The sequence below is a fragment of the Allopontixanthobacter sediminis genome (assembly GCF_009828115.1).
Taxonomy (GTDB): Bacteria; Pseudomonadota; Alphaproteobacteria; order Sphingomonadales; family Sphingomonadaceae; genus Allopontixanthobacter; species Allopontixanthobacter sediminis.
In genome coordinates, this window is record NZ_WTYL01000002.1 from 712,827 (window position 1) to 733,916 (window position 21,090).

Here is a 21,090-nt window from a genome sequence, read left to right on the forward strand (position 1 = left end):
AGCAAAGTGTGTCAAGGTGCAGCCGTTGTTGGTCCATCTGTGTACGGCCCCGCTGCGCAAGAGTTTTTCTGTAGGTGAACATATCGGTCGGGTGAATCCATTTGTTCGGTCTGTTCGCACAGTACCGTATGGCTGATGGCCCTAATGAAGCCCGTAGGTTGGCCCTAACCTGACCCCTGAGCTTTCCACCAACTGGGGTTAGCGTCGAGCCGTCTTTTCACGCATGAGCGCGGTCGAAGCAAGGGCTGCGTTGCGGAGTCCGCAGGGCGTAGCGAAGCAAGCCATTGCTTATTCAGTTCGGCGGCGACGGCCGCCTGGGTTGCGTAGCCAAGGGCGGAGTGCGGTCTCTCCCCGGTTGTAATCTTCCACCCAGCCGGCGATCTCGACCCGGTCATGCACCAGGCTGAGCAACAGCGTCTCGTTCAGCAATTCATCGCGCATCCGACCGTTGAAGCTTTTATCCGTAAGGCAATGATGACCTCGGCCGCTCAGAGCGATGAACGCCAACTGGCTCATGTGATCGATACGAACAACACGGCCGGTGATGTGTGGGCCGATACCGCCTATCGCTCGAAGAAGAACGAGCGGTGGCTGGCGCGAAAAATGCTCAAGAGCCGCATCCATCACCGTAAGCCCAAGGGCAAAGCCTTGCCCGAGAGAACGGCCAGAGCCAATGCGGAAAAATCAGCAGTGCGGGGCCCGGGTCGAGCATGTGTACTCGCATCAGAAGAACCGCTACGGACTTTTTATCCGCACCATTGGACTCGCGCGTGCCGAGGCCAAACTCACACTTGCTAACTTCGCCTACAATTTTGACCGGCTGATCTTCCATGAACGACGCGCGGCAACGGGATACCCGCGTCTGAAATCCAACAATTGCGCTGAAAAGCCGAAAGGAACCATCACAGAACAGCCCATCGGCGCGCTCAAATGACACCTCGCACGCCGCCCCAAGCGACAAGGCCAATCACGCCACCAAAACCATGGTTGTTGCGGGTGTCCAGCTCCAGCCAAGCTACAAACTGACGACCTGATCGGAACAGTGATGCATCTACTATGACCGCTACAAGGACACTTGAGGCAATTGAGCCACTGTACTGGATCGTCAATCGTTCCTGGCTGCGTTGACTTATCCTAACAATACCTTTTTCTTAAAAGCCTCTGACGAGGATTCATAGAAGGCTTTCACAAAAATACGGAGCGATTGCGGTGTATAATTACTATCATCTTCGAGCGCAGAAACTCGGAATAGCAATCCATCCGGAAACCCGACAAGAAGGGTCTTCTTGGCCATAGTCAACCGCTGCTCCGACCAGCCCACCGGAAACTCATCGCCGACTCTCACCCAATATAAAATTCTTTCCCTGAGGCCGCCTCTATCCGCAACTAGTTCTCGGGCGTCAATCTTTCCCGATCCGAATTCGATCACGGCTGATTCCGCAGCCAAAATCGGATATCCTGCGACGGGATAACAGACCTCGGGCCGATGGACTTGGACATCATTTTCCTGAACGCTACTGTAAGCAATTAGCATCATAATCGACGGCAAACCGGGCCCTTCATAGATACGGGTCTCCAAGTTTTCGTAGAGTTTTGCTTCTAAATCGTCTTCCGCAGGAAGGACTACTTCGTTACTCTTGCGTGACGTCCATCCGCCTACTTTCGCTGGTATTAAACCTTGAAACTCCCTTTCCGGAATGGCTGCTGCCTTTGCTCGGGGGGCCACTAAGTGCGAAAATACCGCGCCGCCGACGAGGCTCAGGCCAACCAAAAGGCTCCGGCGATCGATCACCGGAGTTCCATCCGCTTCAATTGCGGCCGAAGGGGTCTCGTCTAGTTTCATCACATCTTCTAATTTGAGCATTGCCATACGCGGCGTTTCTCTAACTCGCCAACGAAATGTTCGTTAGGGAAATCAGCCTAGGCTTGCAAAGGCGTCCTAACCGGTTAGTCGACGGATGCTTCTGTCATTCGAGGATCCAGCGGTGAAGATTGCTTACCTGATAAACCGCTATCCCGCTGTGAGCCACAGTTTTATCCGGCGTGAAATTGAAGCAATTGAAGCGGAAGGGGCCGAAGTTTACCGCTTTTCGGTTCGCCGCGCTGATGTCGAAAATTTGCCGGACAAGCTGGACCAAGCCGAGTTTGATAAAACAGCGGTAATCTTGAGCATGCGAATCCATTTCGTCTTATTCGACGTAGCGCGCATTATTGTTGTGCATCCCATCAACAGCTTGGCGGCCATTAGGATAGCCTTCGCGAAAGCTAATTGGAAACCCACTACTCTCGTCCGCAGAGTCGCCTATTTCGCGGAAGCCGCAAATCTTGCACTGCGTATGAGAGCTGATCGAATTGACCATTTACACGCTCATTTTGGGACCAACCCGGCAATGGTCGCTCGAATTGCCAGCAGGCTTTCGGGGGTTCCATTCAGCTTCACGGTTCATGGCCCTGACGAGTTCGACTTGCCAGAAGCACTCGACCTCCGTGGGAAGATTGCCGATGCTGTTTTTTGCGTCGCAATCAGCGACTACGGCCGCAGCCAACTAATGCGCTGGAGCTCTTTGGTCGATTGGAGCAAAATCGAAGTCGTTCGCTGCGGGGTCGATGCTAGCTTTTTTGTTGACCGCATTTCGACGCCGTTCCCAGATGTCCCGCATCTTTGTGCTGTCGCTCGGCTCAGCGCGCAGAAAGGCATCCCGCTATTGATCGAGGCCGCTGCTCGTCTGAATCGTGAGGGAAAATCGTTTCGGCTCACTCTCGTTGGCGATGGGGAGATGCGGAAAGAAGTCGAAGCACTGATTGATCGTTACGATCTGCACGATGTTGTAGAAATCGCGGGATGGTCGAATTCAGAAACGGTTATTAATCATCTCCTCAAATCTAGAGCCATGGTGTTGCCAAGCTTTGCCGAGGGCCTTCCGGTGGTGATCATGGAAGCCTTGGCGCTTGGACGCCCCGTCGTCGTGACTGCGATCGCAGGGACGCCAGAGCTGGTCGATAAGAGCTGCGGATGGCTTATTCCCGCCGGATCAATCGATGCGCTCGTCGAGGCTATGAGTGCCGCGATCGATGCGTCTGATGAAAAAATATCTCAAATGGGGAAGCTTGGGCGGGAGCGAGTCGCAGACCTGCATAATGCTCGCCTTAACGGTCAGCAACTTTATCGCTTGTTTCAAAATCATTGCCAGAGGCTAGGCTAGTATGGTGGTCGTGCTTTGTTGGTTTGTCGCCTTACCCGTTATTATGGCCCTTTGCATATTTTCGGCCGAGACGATTTTCGGCGCCGTACGACTGCGATCCGCGAAACTTTCAGGGGATTTTCCTGTAACGACGATCTTAATGCCTGCCCATAACGAAGCCGAGATACTTCAGGACACGCTCGAGAGGTTGGCGCCAACCTTGACAGAAGACGTGCAGATACTTGTGGTCGCGGATAATTGCAGTGACAGTACTGCGCAAATAGTGAAACGGTCGGGGTTCGCTGTGATTGAGCGGATGGATCCTATGAATAAGGGCAAGGGTTATGCTCTAGCCTGCGGCCGCGACCACCTAAAGTCATCGCCACCAGAGTGCATCATAATCCTCGACGCCGATTGCCAGATCGATGCCTTGTCCATTGAGGCGCTCGCTAAAACTTGCATCGCACGAAATTTGCCAATCCAAGCTAAATATATCTTGAAGGCAGATCATTCGGCGCGGCCCAACGTGCAAATCTCAAATTTTGCTTTCTGGTTGAAAAATGTCGTGCGACAGCGAGGAGCATGCCGATTGGGCGGCCCGGCATTGCTCACCGGTAGCGGAATGGCATTCCCATGGACGATGTTTGAGAAAGCTCCACTCGACACGGCGAACATCGTCGAGGATTTAGCACTAGGTATTCATCTATCGCAAACTGGTTACGCGCCAATTTTCCTCGAACAAGCGACCACTTTGAGTGCAGCAGCGGGCGAGTCGGCGACTTTCGGGCAGCGAACAAGGTGGGAGCATGGCTTTCTTGCCATGGCAAAATCGCACGGCCTTAGTTTGCTTGGAGAAGGAATCAGGAAGCGTAATAGAAAACTCTTCCAGCTGGGGCTCCATCTGCTTGTGCCGCCGTTAGCCTTTCTTATGCTCGCTGGCGTAGCAACTCTCATCTTGTTGGGGCTAATCATGGCAATGACAGGGTATTGGCTAGCATTCGCGGTAGTAGCCCTATGCTTAATTATAGCAGTTGTAGCAGTTTTACTAAATTGGATTATTGAAGGAAGGCAATGGCTCAGTTTCGCGGCACTTTTGCGACTACCTTTGTATCTCGCTTGGAAACTCCCCGTATATTGGCGCCTTGCCAAAGGTCATACGGCTGAGTGGAACCGGACAGAACGTCCTAATGACGCGGGACATAAGCATTGACCAAAATTCTTGTCATCATTGTTAATTATCGGACCGCGGCATTGACTAAGAGATGTCTAAAGGCGGTCGCGAGGGAGCGAGAAACCGGGATAGATCTCTCTGCCATCCTGGTTGATGGCTGCTCCGATGACGGTTCGGTAAGCGAGCTTCGCACCTTTTTGAATACGTCGGGAATTGGACGCTGGACCGAACTACTACCTTTGGGGTTTAACGGGGGATTTGGCTGGGCGAACAATCAGGCGATCCTTCGCAATAGCAACCCGAAACCCTCCTACATTTACTTACTGAATCCTGATACGGAAATAGAGCCCGGTGCGATTGCAGCTCTTGCTCAGATTCTCGACGACAAAGACGAGGTCGGCGCAGTCGGCAGCCAGTTACTTGAGCCCGACGGTTCTCGTACTGCTTCGGCATTTAGCTTTCCGTCTGTTGCCAGCGAATTTGTAAGGGGCGCGCAAACCTTCGCCCTGAGCTGTCTGTTGGGCTTGAGACCTTTAGTAATAGAACTTGATAAAGCGGGTCCAGTGGATTGGGTTTCCGGCGCTAGCGTCATGCTACGGTTTGAAGCTCTGAATCGCATAGGCCTCTTTGACGATGGATTTTTTTTATACTTCGAGGAAGTTGAACTGATGCATCGACTAAAGAGATTTGGAAAAGACATTTGGTTTGAACCCCGTAGTCGGGTATTTCACATAGGCGGGGCGTCAACAGGGGTTGATGGGCTTCACTCGCGGCGACCTAAGCCAAGCTACTGGTTCCGGTCTAGACAACGATACTTTGCGCTAACTGGAGGGAGGTGGAAGGGATTTCTCGCGAACCTAGCTTGGCTTGCTGGTTTTTCTCTCGTTAGACTCCCTCGCTTAGCTTTGTCATCAAGTTACCGTTCGCGGGGGGTGCCAGGCGAATTTCTTGGCATGAAGAGAGCGGGCCTATGGCCGACCAATGCTGCTTGTCGCGCATCAGTCCAGACCGTTAAGTCGACACCCAACCGATTGCCGTTCTGGACCCAACAACAGTGAATTCAATATCAAAAGTCGGTGTAGTCGTCATTGGACGAAATGAAGGTGATCGACTCAAGGCAAGTCTCGCAAGTCTGCGGGACGCGCGAGCGCTAATTTATGTCGATTCCGGATCTAGTGACGGCAGCCTCAAACATGCGTTAGCTACAGGGGTAACCGCTACCCCACTGTCCTCGGACCGCCCATTCACTGCCGCTCGCGCTCGCAATACAGGCATCATAGAATTGATGTCATTGCACAACGGTATTGATTATATCCAAACCGTCGATGGAGACTGCGTGATTTCCCCAGAATGGGTTGATATTGCTGCAGGTTTTCTTCAAGCCAATGAAAATGTGGCAACAGTTTTCGGAAGGCTAAGGGAGCAAAGGCCGAACGATAGCGTGTATAATCGCCTTTGCGATAACGAGTGGAACGTACCCCTTGGAGAGGCAGAAAGCTGCGGCGGAATCGCGATGCACCGCGTTGAAGCATTTTTGTCTGTTGGCGGGTTCAATGAGACTTTGATCGCGGGCGAGGAGCCTGATCTCTGTCTTCGCTTAAAAGCTCGGGGATGGTCAGTTTGGCGCATCGACGCTGAAATGGGTACGCATGACGCCGCAATTCTGAGGTTCGATCAATGGTGGCGTCGTTCAGTAAGGGCCGGTTTTGCGTATACCGAACACTTGTGGCGTCATCGGGGCGGAAGTTTGGCGGCTTGGAAACGGCAGACGGCACGATTCTTATTTTGGGGTCTAATCTGGCCGACCTTCATGGTCACCGCCCCGATTTTATTTTTTGGAATGGGCTGGCCGCTAAGCGGGACTATGTATCTCCTTATTCCCTATGTAATGCAATTTCTGCGGATTTGGCACAGGGGCAGAGCGCCGCAATCACCCGCGATACGATTGGCGGCATTGGCTGTAATAGGAAAATTCGCTGAAGCTCTGGGGGCCTTGAAATTTGGCACGACTTTGCTGCTAAATAGAAGATCAAAGATCATCGAATACAAATGAATTTCAAAACTGTTTTCTGTTCAAAATCATACCTGCATTTGCGACAAATACACCGTGTGGGGGTACATCTTCTCGGACCACTGCATTGGCCCCAATTTTCGCATGGTCACCGACTTTTATAGGGCCAATGATCTTCGCACCAGCGCCGATGTCGACATGTCCGCCTATTGTAGGTATACCTCCGCGTGTAGCTCCGATCGTTACTTGTTGGAATATAAGGCAATTACATCCAATTTCGGCTTGCGGATGGATCACAATTCCATTTGGATGAGGAAGAAGCAGGCCGCCCTTAATAGTGCTGTTAATCGGAATGTCGGCTCCCGTGACGACTGACCAGAGGCGATGCCTCACAATCGCAAATTTGCGGGCTACAGGAGAAAATAGCCCTCTAGCATTCTGATAGTCCCGAATGCTTCGCAGTAGCGATCGTGACGGATTCCATGATCGCGCTGACTTACTCTCGCGCGACCAGTCGGGAATATCTGCTGAGATTTCAGTCTCGCTCATTAGAGTATTGCTTTATGTGCCTATCGGTTCGGATCGAGTTGTGAGTCTTTAGATCTTTGCCCCTCGCATTCAACCTTCGAGGGATTTCTCCAACGCAGAGTTCTTCAATCTATCCTCATCTTCACCATTATTAACCCTCAAAACCTAATGGCAGCAAAGTCAATTTCTGAGGCGGAGTCATAGTGCTGTAGAATCGTCGCGATCCTTTCTCCAATTGGATGCAACCAGGAAAATCCTGGGGCCGAGTATTAGGTACCGTCGCCAAAGCCGACGAGGCTCACTTAATAGTCGAAACGCCCATTCGAGCCTTAACTGCTGCATCCATTTCGGCGCGCGGCTTTTACGACCGAGCAGAAACTCAATCGATGCTCCGATACATATAGCAACGCCGCGCGACTTTGCGGCTTTAAAACACTCATGTGCGATAATCTCGCTTTGCGGCGCCCCGATTGCCAATAATATGAAATCTGAGCGTTCTTGATCGATGAAGGCAATGATGTCTTTAACCGCATCGCGGTTCTGTAAGACACCCATTGGAGGTTGGTGTTGTACAACTTCTAAACTAGGGAAGCGCGCGAGCAACTCCGGCACCATCTCCTTGTCGCCGCCTACGAGGGCAATCTTACGCCCTACGAAGAAGCCATTTTGAAAAAGATAGGCGGTAAGATCGCTGCCAGGGAGCACGTCCAGCTTGATTCCATGAAAACCTGCCAACTTCTGCAGAATACGGCTGTCGCAGAGCCGTATTTCGGCTGCCTCGTAAGCATTCTTAAATGCAACCGTTGATGGATTTTCAGCTTTGGGGTTGAGCATCAAAATATGGTCAACATTGGGCGTGACGATATAGCTAAACGCCTCGCGCTGCGACAGCCGATCAAGCTCCTGAGCAACCTTCTCGAAGTTAGAGTGGGCAAAGTCGACCCCAAGAAAGTGCGACACCGGGAGCTTAGTAGGCATTTCTGTCCCAAGCCAGCTTCAGAACAGTCTCAATTAGGATGCGGACGTCGAGCAGCGGCGACCAATTTTCGATATAGTAAATATCGTACTCGACCCGCTTGAGGGCTCTCTCGGTCGTAGCAATTTCTCCCCGCAGACCCCTTACCTGTGCTAGCCCCGTAATGCCGGGCTTAACCCTGTGGCGCGCGGTGTATCCCTTAACCGCATCGAAGTAATATTTGTCCCCAACGCGCATCATTGTTGCATGCGGCCTTGGACCGACAAGTGACATGTCGCCGCGGAGTACGTTAAAAAGCTGCGGCAATTCATCGATGCTGGTACGCCGAATGAGCCGTCCTACCCGGGTTATTCGCGGGTCGTTTTTCTGCGTACGCGCAGCTCCGCTAGCGTCCTGCCGGTCCGTGTACATCGATCGAAATTTCAGTACGGATATCTCGTTGTTGTTAAAGCCGAACCTCTTCTGCCTGAAGAGGACCGGGCCTCTGCTTTCCAACCTGATCGCCAAGGATGTAAGCACAAGGAGAGGCGCGAACACAATTACGGCAAGGAGCGCCAAGCTGCGGTCAAGGAGTTCTTTCATGACTCCATCAATATCTCGTATCGGCTGCTGCCAAATGGCGAACACGGGCAATCCGCCTAGAAAGCCTATGCGGTATCCTGGTTTCAGCTCCATTGTTTCCCTTGGAAGGACACAAAGATCAATCGAGGCAGCGCTGAGCGCCTCAGCAATATGATCCAGCCGTTCTTGTTGAATACTAGGTAAAGCCAGAATAACCTGATCGAGACTCCCAGCTCGTGCAAGCTGCAACAAGGCCTCGAAACCGCCTAAATACGGCAGGCTGATTTCTTTGCCTTGCGTGCGGCGGCGGTCATCGGAAAAGCCGATTATTTTGAGATGAGGTAGGCGCTCCAGCTCAAGCAGGCTTGCAACTTTTTCGGCTGCCTTCGGGCTTTCGGCGTAAATCGCCACACGCTGACCTACCACGCCCTTGTCCATGAGCGCCCAGATAAATTTTCTGAATACAATCCTGCTCAGAAAGATTGCGGTCATGCTGAAGCCAATGAAATACAGCCCAATGCCGCGGGAAAATTCCGGCATCATCTGGAGTTGCAATATGACCAAACTGGTGAGGGCAGCTGCGAGTAAAAAATCGGCAAGAGAACTACCCCCGACATCCTCTCCTTGCCCCTTGAAGCCGGAATAGCCGCCGCGCGACATACGGATCAGGAAATAGTTGATGCATAAGATTATCGCGCCGGTCCTGTGGAGCCGTGCGTCATAATAGTACCCAATAGTCAGGTCATAAGCGGCGACCGCCAACAGGTATGCGAAAACGAAGCATGCAAGATCGTTCGCGATACCCAGCGAGCGCAGTACATTCGACGTGAATCGAATATGCCCGTTGGTGCGTTTTGGCGCCGCTGTCAGTTCTCCGTACATAAACCCCCGCTAGCTGCACATACTTCTTCGGGCGTAATCCGAGCAAACAGACCTCTGCGCTGCGGCGTTCCTGGCGGCTCGTCTATTACTAGGCTCATGCGAGCCCTGGTCATTCCGGACGTCGCCTTGCTAGCACAGAGCGCTCCGCCGAAATTGGAGCACATCTTCGCGTAGGCCTTCCATGTCGCGGCGGATGACGGCTTCGCTAGTGCAAGTTCGTGGTAAAGCGACACGATACGCTGCGTGTCACCGACACGAAGCAAGAAATCTCTATATTCATCCGCCAACATCGTGCTCTGCGGAAGAATGTCCATGCCGCGCTCAAAAGTTTGCCGCGCGCGAATGAGGTTACCATCTGCGGCATAGGCGCTGGCAAGTTCGACGTAGCCTGCAAACTCCTGCGGCGAATCTGACACTACCAGGCTGGCATCTTCTATTGCTCGATCGAATTGCCGGGCGGATCGATGTAACGCACTTCGAACAAGCAGCGCATCTGCATTCCTCACGTCACGCTCGAGGAGTTTTGTAGCAAGAGTTCCCGCTGTTTTGGCATCACCTTGCGCAAGCCGAATTCTAGCTACCAGACCCTGCGCTTCGGGCACGCCAGCGCTGAATGGAATTTTGGAAAGTCTGAGTGCGGCCTCATAGTTACCTGCTGCGTAGTAAAAGCGGGCGAGGGATAGCTGGGCTGCGCGTGTTCCACTTTGCGCGATATAGCTAATTTGCGAGTTCGAAAGAGGCTTTCGGTCATATTCGAGCCACAACGTGCTGAGGGTTTGATAAAGCTGAAGATCATTTGGCTTTGCCTGGATGGCTTCAATCGCTTCGCTGCGAGCCATTGCCGGTTCACCTGTTTTGTACAGCAAGTTAACGTAGTCGAAGAGATAATCAGTGCTCCCTGGCATAGATTCTAGAATAGTCGGAAATACTTTTCGCATTCCCTGCGAATCACCTTTTCGGCGATAAACCTCGAGCAATGTGAGATTCAAAGCTTCCGTTTCGCCGATCTCGGCAATGGCATTAACAACAGTTGCCAAGGCCCTATCGACATCGCCTTTTATTGCATTCACTCGCGCTGAAAGAATTATTCCGCCCTCATCGTTGGCATTTATCTCCTGAATTTTGGACACCATTTGCTCAGCATCGTCCATTCGGCCGTCGTCAATAGCTATGAAACCCTTGACCAACATTGCCCTCGTCGAGTTGGGCGTGAGCAGCAAAATTCGGTCTGCCGCTTCTCGTGCCTCGCGGATATTACCTGTTTGCAGGCCCAGCTCTGAGATATTCTGGAGGACCTCTAGATTGTCAGCCTGTAAGTCCAATGCCATTGAATAGGCGTTAAAAGCGCTTGCTGGGCGCTGGGCCGCCATCTCAATCCGGGCGAGGAGCACGTAGTAATCAGCAACGTCATCGCGCGCAGAAATGGCCTCGCGGGCATTCTCTCGTGCATCATCCAGGTTTCCGGACGAGAGTTGTGACTGTGCCAACAAGGCTTTGTCGGCAGCGCGTTGTAGAGGGTCACCGCAACCCGACGCAGAGAACAGCAACGCCACGGCCAAAATCAATCTGTGGGCGCCGCGCGCTGCTAGGAGAGGGAACAAACGTTCTGCCTTGCGTCTCGAGGTAATTGCCGTGGTGTCCGCGCATAGCGCGTGGCTAAGAAATTGCCAGAGGATTTGGGTTATAAAGGTTGACTTTTTTTGCTAAGTCAGGCCAATCGGCGCCTCCGCTGGTGCGAAGCGTTTCCAAATAGAGGTGGCAAGTGAATTTTGCGTCAGCATTGATGTTTTCTGTTGCGATTATGGGTGCTGCTCCCGCAAGCGCACGGGATTCGGGTCCTGCGGCCCTTCAGATTAGCCAGGCCGCCGCTTCCCCCGTTTCTGTTTCGGGTTTGCCCGTGTACCGGATCAATCCGGGTGATGAGCTCGAAATAAACGTCTGGCGGGAAGACCAGTTGCAACGCTCGGTTAAAGTGTTGCCCGATGGTTCCATCAGCTTTCCGTTGGTTGGCTCAATCCAGGGCGCAGGCCGTACCCCTCAGGAGATTGAGCGAACGATAGCTGCGGCGCTTGCCCAAAAGTACGTTGATGGCAATGTGCCGGACGTAACAGTCGCGGTCACCAACCCGGCGGGTTTGCAGTTTTCAGTGATCGGCAAGGTGAGATCGGCAGGCATTTTTACGCCCGGTCGGTACGTTACGCTGCTGGAAGCGATAAGCTTTGCAGGTGGTACGGACGAATTTGCCAGTCTTGATGATATCGTCATCATTCGAAAGTCGGGCGGCGCGCTGACAACTATTCCCGCGAGCCTTTCGGGAATTCTGCGCAGCAAATCTATAAGTTCTGAAGCCGTGCGTGCTATTCCGATCATCGAGAGCGGCGATACCGTCATCGTCCCATGAGAATCGGCAATACGTTCCTGGTCAGGCCCAAGGCGCTCGGTGTTGGATGCACTTGTTCGACATTCTCTGCGGTTTTGTTGATCGCCGTCCCGGCAAATGCGGATTCGGGCAGCGAACTCACGGTTTCCGCCTCTACTGCCTACGACAGTAATCCATTTTTGTCATTTAATGACGATCCGGAAGTTGCATCTTTTAGACTTGAGCTAGTCCCTACTGTCTACCAGTCTGATGAGGTTAGCAGCATTCGGGCTTCCGCCAGGATTGAGCACGTGGAGTATGCTCGGCTTTACGATTCGGTAGATAACCTCGCCCTAAATCTCGCAGTGCAGCGCGACCTCAGCGAGCGCCTGAATGCAGGCGCGTCATTATCGGTTTCCAGCACCGTCACTACAACCGATTTCAACGGTCCCACAATTGGTTTTGGTGAGCCAGAGCCGTCCGTGCCGACTTCGCCCATTTTCGATGACGTTACCCTCTTCGCCGATCGCCAACGCCGCAATCTGGCGGCTGTGGACGCCTCCGTCCAATTCAAACTAAGTGAATTCGACGATCTTCGCTGGTCGAGCTCGGTTCGGGCGCAACGATATAATTCGGCGCGCTTGAACGATTCAGATTTTGCCATGCAGCGAGCAGAGTTTTCGCGTCGAATAAGTGAGTATGTGGTGCTTGGCGGCGGAGTTGAGGCGAGCGTAAGCAACTTCAAAAGCACACGGGTTGGCGACGCGAAGACGCTTTCGCCGCAAGTCTCGGCCAGAGCGCGAATTTTCCCGCGAGTAGATTTTTCTGGACGCCTTGGCGTTTCGATCACGAGAACACAATTGGTCGTTGGCAGGGAAACATCAACTTCAATTTCGGGTAATGCGAGCCTTTGTCATAGCGGCGTGCTGAGCAATTTCTGCTTGAATGCGGCGCGCCAGGTTCTTCCTTCGGCAATTGGAGGCGTTCGCAAGCAGAGTACGATTGGTACCGCCTATTCGCTAAGATTGTCAGAAAGGGAGAATGTACAACTGGGCGGGAGTTACGCAGTTGCCTCTGCTCCCCTAAGTGGCTCCGGCGGGAAGTTCGAAAGTATCAGGAGCTACGCCCGATACGAACGTCAGCTTGATGAGAGATTGCGGTTATTCGCCAGCGCGGGCTACTCTAACAGTTCTGATGATCTGGAAGTACGGAGGTCCAACTTCCAGGGAGCTGTCGGCATTTCTGTAAAAATCGGTAGAGCGAAATGAGTGACGCAGGCTATGACAACGAGGAAGATCAGGGCGGCAACTTGCTCGCGCATCTTCCGACGATCCTTAAGGAGCGTTATCGCTGGCTGCTGGTTCCCACGATCCTATGCCTTATTGCGGGGATCGCCGCGTCATTCCTTCTTCCAGAAGTGTACCGGTCGACCGCGACCTTGCTTGTAGAATCGCCGCAGCTTCCAGAGGACGTGATCGGAACGCAAGAACTGGATATTGTTGATCAACGGATCGCGAAAATTCGGCAGCAGGTCTTGAGCCGGCCGCGTTTAATTGAGCTTATCCAGAAGCATCGCCTTTATAACGACGAAAAGGCGGGCGGGTCGCTATCTGAAATCATCGAAGAGATGCGCGATGCGACGACGATCGAGGCGGTTTCGTCAGAATTTCAGGGAGGTGGCAGGGCAGCGACAATCGCTTTCGCACTGAACTTCGATTATAAGGCCGCGCCCCAGGCCCAAGCTGTTGCGCAGGACATGACTGAGCAAATTCTCCTGATCGATGCGACAAAAAGTTCTGAGCAAGCTGCCAACACTGTTCAGTTCTTGACTGATCAGGCGACGGCGCTTCAAAGCCAGATCGGCGAACTGGAAGCCACGATAGAGACCATTAAGGCCCAGAACGGCCTTGCTCTATCGAGTGCCGGCACCATGTTCATGGGCGGATCCGGGAGCAGCTACGACGCTCAGATAATTGCATTCCAGCGCGATAATGCTCTGTTGGCGGCGCAAAGAGAGGCACGCAAGTCGTCACCCGAGCGCGACCCCGTAGTGGCTGGTGCCGAGGCCGAACTCGCCGCGGCCCGAGCCCGATATTCCGACGATCATCCTGATATTGCTTTCGCTAAGCGGCGCTTGGCTGAGGCCAAGCGACTGGCGGAGAGCAAATTCGATAAGCTGCCCGCAGATACGATTGATCAGCAGATATCTTCAAACAACGCTCAAATCGCTGCCTTGCAATCGGCGAAGGCGCAAGAAATAGGGCGCTTGGCAACTGCCCAAAGTGCGCAAGCCCGCGCGCCGCTGGTGCAAGAGGAAATTGCTCAGCAGCAGCAAAAGCTGGAGGCGTTAAATACTCAATACGAGGGCGTATCGACTCGCCTCCTTGCGGCACAGGCGAGCTCAAAGGCAGAAAGCGAGCAAAAGGGTGAGCGCCTGTCGGTGATTGATCCACCTGTTGTTCCTGACTCGCCAAGATCACCTAATCGGCCACTGCTCATTGCTGGTGGGCTGGCTTTTGGCTTGGGCCTCGGACTTTTCCTGGTCCTCCTGGTCGAGCTTTATTATCGGCCAATCCGTGATATGCTGGATATTCGCGCTGTGACCGGATCGATGCCGCTAGTCTCGATCCCGACCATCGACCCGGTAACTACGGATCGGCCGACATTTTTTAAAAGATTGTTGCGTTTCTTTCCCTTCCCTTCGCGCGCGTTGCATCGCACAAACAGCTGAGAATGGATAGATGAACAGCCGTCCTGACCTACCGCAGCCCTTCAGCGGAGCAACTAAGGAAAGCCGAATTTCGCCCTTGCCCGGGATTGGGGAAGTGCCTGAAATTGCGCAGCCGGAGATCAGTCAAAAGCTGGTAGGGTTTGAATCCAAAGATGCGCGCTCTCGCACATTCAACCTTCTCCGGTCGCAGCTTATCAAAAAGTTGGCGGCATCGAGCGGACGCTTGATAGGCGTGACCTCGCCAGCTCCAAATGCAGGGAAGTCTTTCGTGGCAAGCAACCTTGCTGCATCGATGAGCCAGCTGTCGAGCAAGCAAACTGTATTGATCGACCTCGATTTGCGCCGTTCAACAGTTGCCGAAATCTTTGGTCTAGAAGGCCCCGAAGGCCTCACTGACTACTTGCTTGGCGAAGAGGTCCCTCTCTCGTCCATCGGGCGCCGGATTGGCACTAGCAATCTGATAGTCTACCCGACCTTCCCAACCCCAGTAAATTCAGCAGAATTGATGGTCAGCGACCGCCTTCTGGAACTCATCAGGCGCGCACGCGCACTGAGTGATGATGCAATCGTCATTTTTGACCTTCCCCCGGTGTTCGCAAATGACGACGCAATGCTGGTGGCGGAACATTTGGATGGTATCTTGCTCGTGGTGGAGCAGGGGGTCACAACAAAGAAGCAGCTAGAAAGCTCGATGCAGCTTCTTCACCCAACGCCGATGTTGGGAACAGTGTTTAATCGCTTCACTGGGGGCATTGCAGACCCTTACGGATATGGCGGTAAATACGACAATTACTACAGCGATTAGCGCTCGTGCGCTCGCTTTAGGTCTAACAACACTCTTTTTAGGTCTAACAACACTCTTTGAATTTCGCTTCCGCCGAACGCGAACGAGCGCAAGTCGGGCAATATTCCAATCCATGTCAGTCGAATAGGCCGAGATCGTTTTTTGCAGTTGCTTGGTACCAAAACACTGACCCAGAGCCAAAGTCAGTGCATTTTTTGGCAAGGTTAAGCCTAGCCGGTCGGTTTGCGCGATCGCCAGATTATACTCATTAAGGTTGGAATGGGTAAAGATCAGTGGTCGAAACTTCCGAACTCAAATTCAGACGAGCCTAGGCTCGCGCATCAATTACTGATTTGCATCTCGCCACCGACAATCTGTTCCGCTTGGGAAACCAGACAGGTTGGAATATTCGGTGACAGAAAACGAAAATAACGTACGCGCACATTGGCAGCTCTCACTCGTGGACTTCTGACTGATGTACAAGCCTCTAGTGGCTTGTTTCCTGAGTACGAGCGCACTCGCTTTGCGAGCGCTTATCACTGCGAATCAGTCGCATATGAGCCTACCGTTTGGCGTTGAACGCCATGTAAGCGAATCCCAAATTGGAACGCTATCGCAATAAGTGACGAAATGAGCCCATCTAGGAAAAATCAATTTTTCAAAAAATTTATAAGGGAAATCACATAGATAGGATTTTTGAGCTCGGCACGATCAAACAGAAGTCGGTTGAAGCACCTGTGTTTTTTCCAAATGTCGTTAACAGCGCGTTGACTTATATTAACAATTCGGCGATGTGCTACCCAAGAGGAAGCACCAGACTTCCTTATGGGTCCCGCGTAATTCGTTAGAAAATTGCGCGACAATGCCACTCCGGGGGCGGTCAGTACAATCTGCTTCGTTTCGACTGCGGTGGCGCGCGCTCTTCACTCACGTTTATGATAGGAAACCAAATATGAAAAATTGCTTTGCAATTGCGTTTTCATTAGCGGCCATAACTCTGCCCGCGACAATGGCCACGGCGGCTGAAACCGTCGATGTTAGCACAGGCCAGGGAGATGTTGGTACGGTTGACGCTAACTGGCTGATTGGCGGTGCCGCAGCTTTTATCCCTACCGCGATCAACACTGCTTGGACCAGTGGTGGAGCGCCCGCCGGTCAGAACGGGAATAACGACGGCGCACGTTGGATAACGCCTACTAGCGTTGGTACCGCAACCGAGCCGGCCACGACCATTTCCTATTCTACCGTATTTACTCTTAATAGCATGGCGACCGTGGCGCAGTTTGTTGGCACTTACTGGTCCGACAACCGGGTAGTGGAAGTCCTTCTTAACAACGTTTCGATTTTCGTTAACGGTGGGTCTGCATCGCAGTTCAACGGCTCTGGCATCGGAATTAATCAGCAAGTTGCGATCCTCGGAAGCGGCGCTCAGAACAATTTGGTATTCCGCGTTCAAAATGATACCGGCAATAGTGGCAACCCCGCAGGACTGCGTTTGGATGCGGTTATTAGTGCCGTCCCTGAGCCAGGCACTTGGATGCTTATGATTCTTGGCTTAGGCGCTGTTGGTTTTTCCATGCGTCGCCGTCAAAAAGCGCAGGTTCGTTTCCAGTTCGCTTGAATACGGCCAAGTTAGTTACAATTTTTGCAAAGGGGTCGGCCAAATTGGCCGGCCCTTTTCGTTTATTCGCACCAATCAGGTAATATGGCGAAGGATGGCTCGAGCACATCGATTTTTAGGTATTGGTTCGCTGCTTGCGATCTGCGGGCTTGCCATGCTCGCTGCGCTCTTCGCAGTTTACATTGCTTTACCACACACGTCAGATAGCGAATTGAGGAACTTGGATCCCGATCAAGGTGCCGCTATTCAGCCACCTGAACTTGAAGTGTTCCAGTTCCAAGAAGGAATTGCTCCAGAGCAGGCTATCGAGATCAATGCAGCCATTCCTGAATCAAGCGAGCCGATCGTCGCTGCCCGATCGCTTAATATTCTGTCGCTCTCGTCTTCCGGTGCTGGACAGTTGTCCGCGGTCGATTGTCTAACTGCAGCCATTCATTACGAAGCAGCCTCAGAATCAACTAGTGGGCAGCGCGCTGTCGCACAGGTCGTCCTTAATCGAGTGCGGCACCCGGCATACCCGAACTCGATTTGCGGCGTAGTGTTTCAAGGGTCGCAGCGTCTTACCGGCTGTCAATTTACCTTCACGTGCGATGGATCGCTTCGACGGCGTCCATCGGCGGCCGCTTGGCAGCGAGCAAGATCGGTGGCCGCAGCGGCTCTCTCTGGATATGTAGAACCCAATGTTGGTCTGGCCACACATTATCACGCAAATTTCGTAGTACCGTATTGGAGCGGCAGCCTGACCAAGATCGGACCGATCGGATCTCACATTTTCTACCGGTGGAGAGGACGGAATGGCACGCGCGCGGCCTTCACCAGTAGCTATTCAAACACGGAACTCATTCCATCTGGAGCGGCCGCGCAATTATCAGGTCTTTTGCTCACTGCATCGCCGGCCGAGGCCATGATCGATTTGGCTGACCTTGCTGGCCTCAACCCGCAAGAGGCCAGCTCGACCTCGCCCTCGACTGGAATGACCGCCCAGCCCGATGGACAGCTGCTAATTGACGCTGGCTCTTCAATTCCGCGCGCGGGCAGTGACCTGACGGTTCCTGGGGCAAGGCTAAAAAGCGATGAAACAGAATACCAAATGGTCGATAAACGGCCCCGTCTGCTTGAAGATAAATAGTCCCAAAATAGATTCGGCCGAAGTTGAGAGCTGCAGTCTGACTCCGGTGTAACTCCGGTGAATCTAGCGGACTTTCGTGCTTTGATCTTTCTTTGTTCTGCTATATATGCAGTTAAGAATGGCGGATTTCTGCCATTTTTGAGATTAGCCTTTTCCCTCCGAAAGCAGAGGTCACTGGTTCGAATGCAGTCGGGTGGGCTAGTTCTAACGACCATCCACCTGCAATGCTGTCAGTTTACCTGGCGTTCCAGCCCTTCCCAATACGGAGCGCGGAGTTCGCGGCGAAGGATCTTGCCTGAGGGGTTGCGCGGCAGGGCGTCCGTGAAATCGACCGATTTGGGGCATTTGAAGCCGGCAATCCTTGTTCGTGCGTAGGCAATTACGTCCGCTTCCGTTAGGTCGCTGCCGGGCCGCAGCACGATGATCGCCTTGACCGCTTCGCCCCATTTCGGATCGGGGACGCCGATCACCGCGATGTCGGCTACGTCTGGGTGGCCGTAAACCGCGCTTTCCACTTCGGCGGGATAGACATTCTCCCCGCCGCTGATGATCATGTCCTTGATCCGGTCCTGGATGAACAGGTAACCATCCTCGTCGAGCATGCCCGCGTCGCCCGTGCGGAACCAGCCATCACCGATCAGGGCCTTCGCGGTTTCTTCCGGGCGGTTCCAGTACTCCAGCATCACGCAGTCGGACCGGATCGCGACCTCGCCGGTCGCGCCTGGCGGCAGCGGCTTCAGGTCGCCGTCGAGAATGCGGATTTCGACGCCCGGCATCGCTTTACCGGCGGAACGCATCACATGTTCGCGGCCCGGTCGGTGATCGTCGGGCGCGAGTGAAATGATCGCGCCGTAGGTTTCGGTAAGGCCGTAAAGCTGTGCGAAGTCGCAGCCCAGGCGCGACACGCCTTCCTTCAGCAGGTCGAGTGGAATCGGGCTAGCGCCATATGTCAGGCCCCTCACCGAGGAGAAATCCGCACCTTCCGCAGCCGGGTGCGCCAGCATGATGCCGAGCGCCGCGGGCACCAGGAACAGCCATTTAACCTGATATTCCGCCACGTCGCGGATCATCAGCGCCGGGTCGAATTCAGCGTGGATGATCAATTCCTGGCCGCCCAGCACGGCACCGGTGGCGCCGCCGACGCCCGCGATGTGGCCGTAGGGCATGGCCATGATCAGCGAATCGCCTGGCGCGGCGCAGTACCAGTAGATATTTTCCGCCTCCAGGCGCGGGCGCATGTTTGACCCGTTGAAATTGCTCAGCACCACGCCCTTCGGCTTGCCGGTGGTGCCGGAAGTGTAGAGCTGGAGGAAGGCGTCGTCCCTGGTGATCGCCGCCGTGACCGGATCGTCGGAATGCCCATCGCGCCATACGGCAAAGTCGCTTTCCATCGTCACACTCGCGCCGTCCCACGGGGCACCGGCGAACGCTTCTTCGATGAACAGCACTTTGGCGCCGCAATCCTGCAGGATGAACTCTACTTCCGCCGGGGCGAGCCGCCAGATAATCGGTACCAGCACGGCGCCCAACCGCGCCGCGCCGAGGCACAGTTCGACCGCGTAATCGCTGTTCTTGCCGAGGTAGGCGATCCGGTCGCCCTTGGTCAGGCCCATGGCCGCGAGGCCGTTGGCGATCTGTGTCGCGTGCCGGTCGTATTCGGCGAAACTGGTGACCCGCGGCCCGAAGCGCAAAGCTGCCGCGTCGCCGCGTTCCGCTGCGTGACGCGCCAGCGCCCCGCTGAAAGTCCAGCATTCCGTCTCGCTCATAAAATCGTCATCCCCGGGCCTATTTTCTATTCGAAGCCTTGCTCCAGAAACCGCAGCGCGCAGCCGGCCATGATCGCCGTGCCGAGCGGTAGTGCGGTTTCATCCACCATCATCCGGCTGGAATGGATGCCGCAGCATTGGCTCCAGTCCTTCCCGCTGGGGGCAACCCCCAGGAAGAACATCGCGCCGGGCACTTTTTCCAGCACGTACGAGAAATCCTCCGCCCCCATGATCGGGGCGGGCAGGTCTTTCCAGCTGTCCGCCCCGAGCATCTGATGGGTCACCTTACGTCCAAGGGAGACCGCACGTTCGTCGCACAAGGTGACGGGAAATCCTTCTGTGATCTCGACCTTGGCGGTGACCCCGTGCGCGGCCGCGATCCCGCTGGCGGTCTCGCACATCAGGCGCTGGACCAGCTGGCGGTTTTCCGGTGACAGGGTGCGTATCGTGCCGCGCAATGTCACATGGTCGGGGATGATATTATGCGCGGTCCCGGCATCGAGCCTGGTGACAGTCACCACCACTGCGTCGGCGGCGTTGAAGCGACGGGTCACGACCGCTTGCAGCGCAGTGACGATGGCGCAGGCGGCGGGCACCGGATCGAGCGTGTCGTGCGGCATGGAAGCGTGTCCGCCGCGCCCCTCGACAATGATTTCGAACTGGTCGGCGGCGGCCATCAGCGCGCCGGACCGGCCTGCGATCAGCCCGTGCCGCGCGTTGGGCATGATGTGGAGCGCGAAGGCGGCGTCCGGCAGCGGATCGCCCGGCGTACCGCCGATCAGCCCGTCGTCCAGCATGAAGCGCGCACCGTGATGGCCTTCTTCGCCGGGCTGGAACATGAACATCACTTCGCCGGATAGTTCGGCTTGCCGGGCCGAGAGGATCTGCGCCGCGCCCACCAGCATTGCAGTATGCGTGTCGTGGCCGCAGGCGTGCATCCGCCCGTCGATGGTGGACGCAAAATCGAGGCCCGTCTGTTCGGGCATCGGCAGAGCGTCCATGTCGCCCCGCAGCAGGACACGGTTCCGGCACGGATGGCCGGGCTTGCCGCCTTTCAGGATGGCAATTTCGCCGGTGGTCGACGAGCCGGAGCGCCATTCCAGCGGCAAATGGGCGAGCGCCGCACGCACCTTGGCCTGCGTCAGCGGAGTATGCAGCCCCAGTTCCGGTTCCGCATGGATCGCGCGCCGCAGGGCCACGATATCGTCGGCGATCGCATTGGCGGAGGCGAGCAGTTCGGGATGCAACATCGGCGGATACTAACGGATTAAATCGGGCCCGTCGCCCCCACTGAATCGGGCGGAGAAAAGGCTTCGAGCCATTTGACTTGGACAGCCGGCCGGTGCGGGCGGAATATCTGTTGTGGAGCAGGTCCGGTTTCCTTGCTAA

The 21,090-nt window shown here is 54.5% G+C and carries 18 protein-coding genes and 1 pseudogene; 11 read left to right on the plus strand and 8 right to left on the minus strand.

What is annotated here, in order from left to right; genetic code table 11:
* Positions 1-198: 198 nt before the first annotated feature.
* A pseudogene (locus GRI65_RS09115) lies at positions 199-459 on the minus strand (integrase core domain-containing protein); the annotation flags it as partial.
* 214 nt (positions 460-673) lie between these two features.
* Here GRI65_RS09115 and GRI65_RS15525 point away from each other — a divergent pair.
* Positions 674-934 (plus strand): hypothetical protein, encoded by a 261-nt coding sequence (locus GRI65_RS15525; RefSeq protein ID WP_160756192.1) that lies wholly within the window; start codon positions 674-676, stop codon positions 932-934.
* Positions 935-1,129: 195 nt separating this feature from the next.
* Here GRI65_RS15525 and epsI read toward each other — a convergent pair whose 3' ends face one another.
* On the minus strand, positions 1,130-1,870 hold the full coding sequence (epsI, locus tag GRI65_RS09125) for an exosortase-associated protein EpsI, V-type (protein WP_160756193.1): 741 nt from the start codon (positions 1,868-1,870) through the stop codon (positions 1,130-1,132).
* Positions 1,871-1,985: 115 nt separating this feature from the next.
* Between epsI and GRI65_RS09130 the strand changes: the two genes are divergently transcribed.
* The 4 genes from GRI65_RS09130 to GRI65_RS09145 are packed head-to-tail and all read left to right on the plus strand — an operon-like array spanning position 1,986 to position 6,406.
* A complete protein-coding gene (locus GRI65_RS09130; protein WP_160756194.1) occupies positions 1,986-3,203 on the plus strand; it encodes a glycosyltransferase in 1,218 nt (405 codons plus the stop codon).
* Between the two features lies 1 nt (position 3,204).
* Positions 3,205-4,392: a glycosyltransferase family 2 protein gene (locus tag GRI65_RS09135; RefSeq protein WP_160756195.1), complete on the plus strand. Its 1,188-nt coding sequence runs from the start codon at positions 3,205-3,207 to the stop codon at positions 4,390-4,392.
* Positions 4,389-5,411: a glycosyltransferase family 2 protein gene (locus tag GRI65_RS09140; protein WP_160756196.1), complete on the plus strand. Its 1,023-nt coding sequence runs from the start codon at positions 4,389-4,391 to the stop codon at positions 5,409-5,411. The genes GRI65_RS09135 and GRI65_RS09140 overlap by 4 nt, the downstream gene beginning before the upstream one ends.
* The gene (locus tag GRI65_RS09145; protein ID WP_160756197.1) at positions 5,408-6,406 is read left to right on the plus strand and encodes a glycosyltransferase; all 999 of its coding nucleotides are present in this window, start codon (positions 5,408-5,410) and stop codon (positions 6,404-6,406) included. The genes GRI65_RS09140 and GRI65_RS09145 overlap by 4 nt, the downstream gene beginning before the upstream one ends.
* A 3-nt stretch (positions 6,407-6,409) precedes the next feature.
* Here GRI65_RS09145 and GRI65_RS09150 read toward each other — a convergent pair whose 3' ends face one another.
* The 4 genes from GRI65_RS09150 to GRI65_RS09165 all read right to left on the minus strand — a co-directional run bounded on the left by GRI65_RS09150 (position 6,410) and on the right by GRI65_RS09165 (position 10,876).
* Positions 6,410-6,913 (minus strand): serine O-acetyltransferase, encoded by a 504-nt coding sequence (locus GRI65_RS09150; RefSeq protein ID WP_160756198.1) that lies wholly within the window; start codon positions 6,911-6,913, stop codon positions 6,410-6,412.
* A 177-nt stretch (positions 6,914-7,090) separates the two neighbouring features.
* Positions 7,091-7,870, minus strand: coding sequence for a WecB/TagA/CpsF family glycosyltransferase (locus GRI65_RS09155; protein ID WP_160756199.1), 780 nt, complete (start codon positions 7,868-7,870; stop codon positions 7,091-7,093).
* Entirely contained in the window at positions 7,860-9,311 is a 1,452-nt protein-coding gene (locus tag GRI65_RS09160) for an exopolysaccharide biosynthesis polyprenyl glycosylphosphotransferase (protein WP_160756200.1), read from the minus strand. Before GRI65_RS09160 ends, GRI65_RS09155 begins: the two co-directional genes overlap by 11 nt.
* Positions 9,296-10,876, minus strand: a complete 1,581-nt coding sequence (locus GRI65_RS09165; RefSeq protein ID WP_160756201.1) for a tetratricopeptide repeat protein — start codon at positions 10,874-10,876, stop codon at positions 9,296-9,298. Before GRI65_RS09165 ends, GRI65_RS09160 begins: the two co-directional genes overlap by 16 nt.
* A 218-nt stretch (positions 10,877-11,094) precedes the next feature.
* Here GRI65_RS09165 and GRI65_RS09170 point away from each other — a divergent pair, with 218 nt between their 5' ends.
* From GRI65_RS09170 to GRI65_RS09195, 6 genes are all read left to right on the plus strand, one after another.
* Positions 11,095-11,712 carry a polysaccharide biosynthesis/export family protein gene (locus GRI65_RS09170; RefSeq protein WP_160756202.1) on the plus strand — a complete coding sequence of 206 codons (618 nt, stop codon included), beginning with the start codon at positions 11,095-11,097 and terminating at the stop codon, positions 11,710-11,712.
* Complete coding sequence (locus GRI65_RS09175) at positions 11,709-12,938, plus strand: hypothetical protein (RefSeq protein WP_160756203.1); 1,230 nt, start codon at positions 11,709-11,711, stop codon at positions 12,936-12,938. The genes GRI65_RS09170 and GRI65_RS09175 overlap by 4 nt, the downstream gene beginning before the upstream one ends.
* The gene (locus tag GRI65_RS09180) at positions 12,935-14,401 is read left to right on the plus strand and encodes a GumC family protein (RefSeq protein WP_160756204.1); all 1,467 of its coding nucleotides are present in this window, start codon (positions 12,935-12,937) and stop codon (positions 14,399-14,401) included. The genes GRI65_RS09175 and GRI65_RS09180 overlap by 4 nt, the downstream gene beginning before the upstream one ends.
* Before the next feature lie 10 nt (positions 14,402-14,411).
* A complete protein-coding gene (locus tag GRI65_RS09185) occupies positions 14,412-15,206 on the plus strand; it encodes a CpsD/CapB family tyrosine-protein kinase (protein WP_160756205.1) in 795 nt (264 codons plus the stop codon).
* A 931-nt stretch (positions 15,207-16,137) separates the two neighbouring features.
* Positions 16,138-16,806, plus strand: coding sequence for a PEPxxWA-CTERM sorting domain-containing protein (locus GRI65_RS09190; RefSeq protein ID WP_160756206.1), 669 nt, complete (start codon positions 16,138-16,140; stop codon positions 16,804-16,806).
* A 94-nt stretch (positions 16,807-16,900) separates the two neighbouring features.
* Complete coding sequence (locus GRI65_RS09195; RefSeq protein WP_160756207.1) at positions 16,901-17,935, plus strand: cell wall hydrolase; 1,035 nt, start codon at positions 16,901-16,903, stop codon at positions 17,933-17,935.
* Between the two features lie 230 nt (positions 17,936-18,165).
* Here the strand turns inward: GRI65_RS09195 and GRI65_RS09200 are convergent, their stop codons facing one another.
* Together GRI65_RS09200 and GRI65_RS09205 are read right to left on the minus strand one after the other, a co-directional pair.
* Positions 18,166-19,701, minus strand: coding sequence for a long-chain-fatty-acid--CoA ligase (locus GRI65_RS09200; protein ID WP_160756208.1), 1,536 nt, complete (start codon positions 19,699-19,701; stop codon positions 18,166-18,168).
* A 26-nt stretch (positions 19,702-19,727) separates the two neighbouring features.
* Positions 19,728-20,951 carry a M20 metallopeptidase family protein gene (locus GRI65_RS09205; protein ID WP_160756209.1) on the minus strand — a complete coding sequence of 408 codons (1,224 nt, stop codon included), beginning with the start codon at positions 20,949-20,951 and terminating at the stop codon, positions 19,728-19,730.
* Positions 20,952-21,090 lie beyond the last annotated feature (139 nt).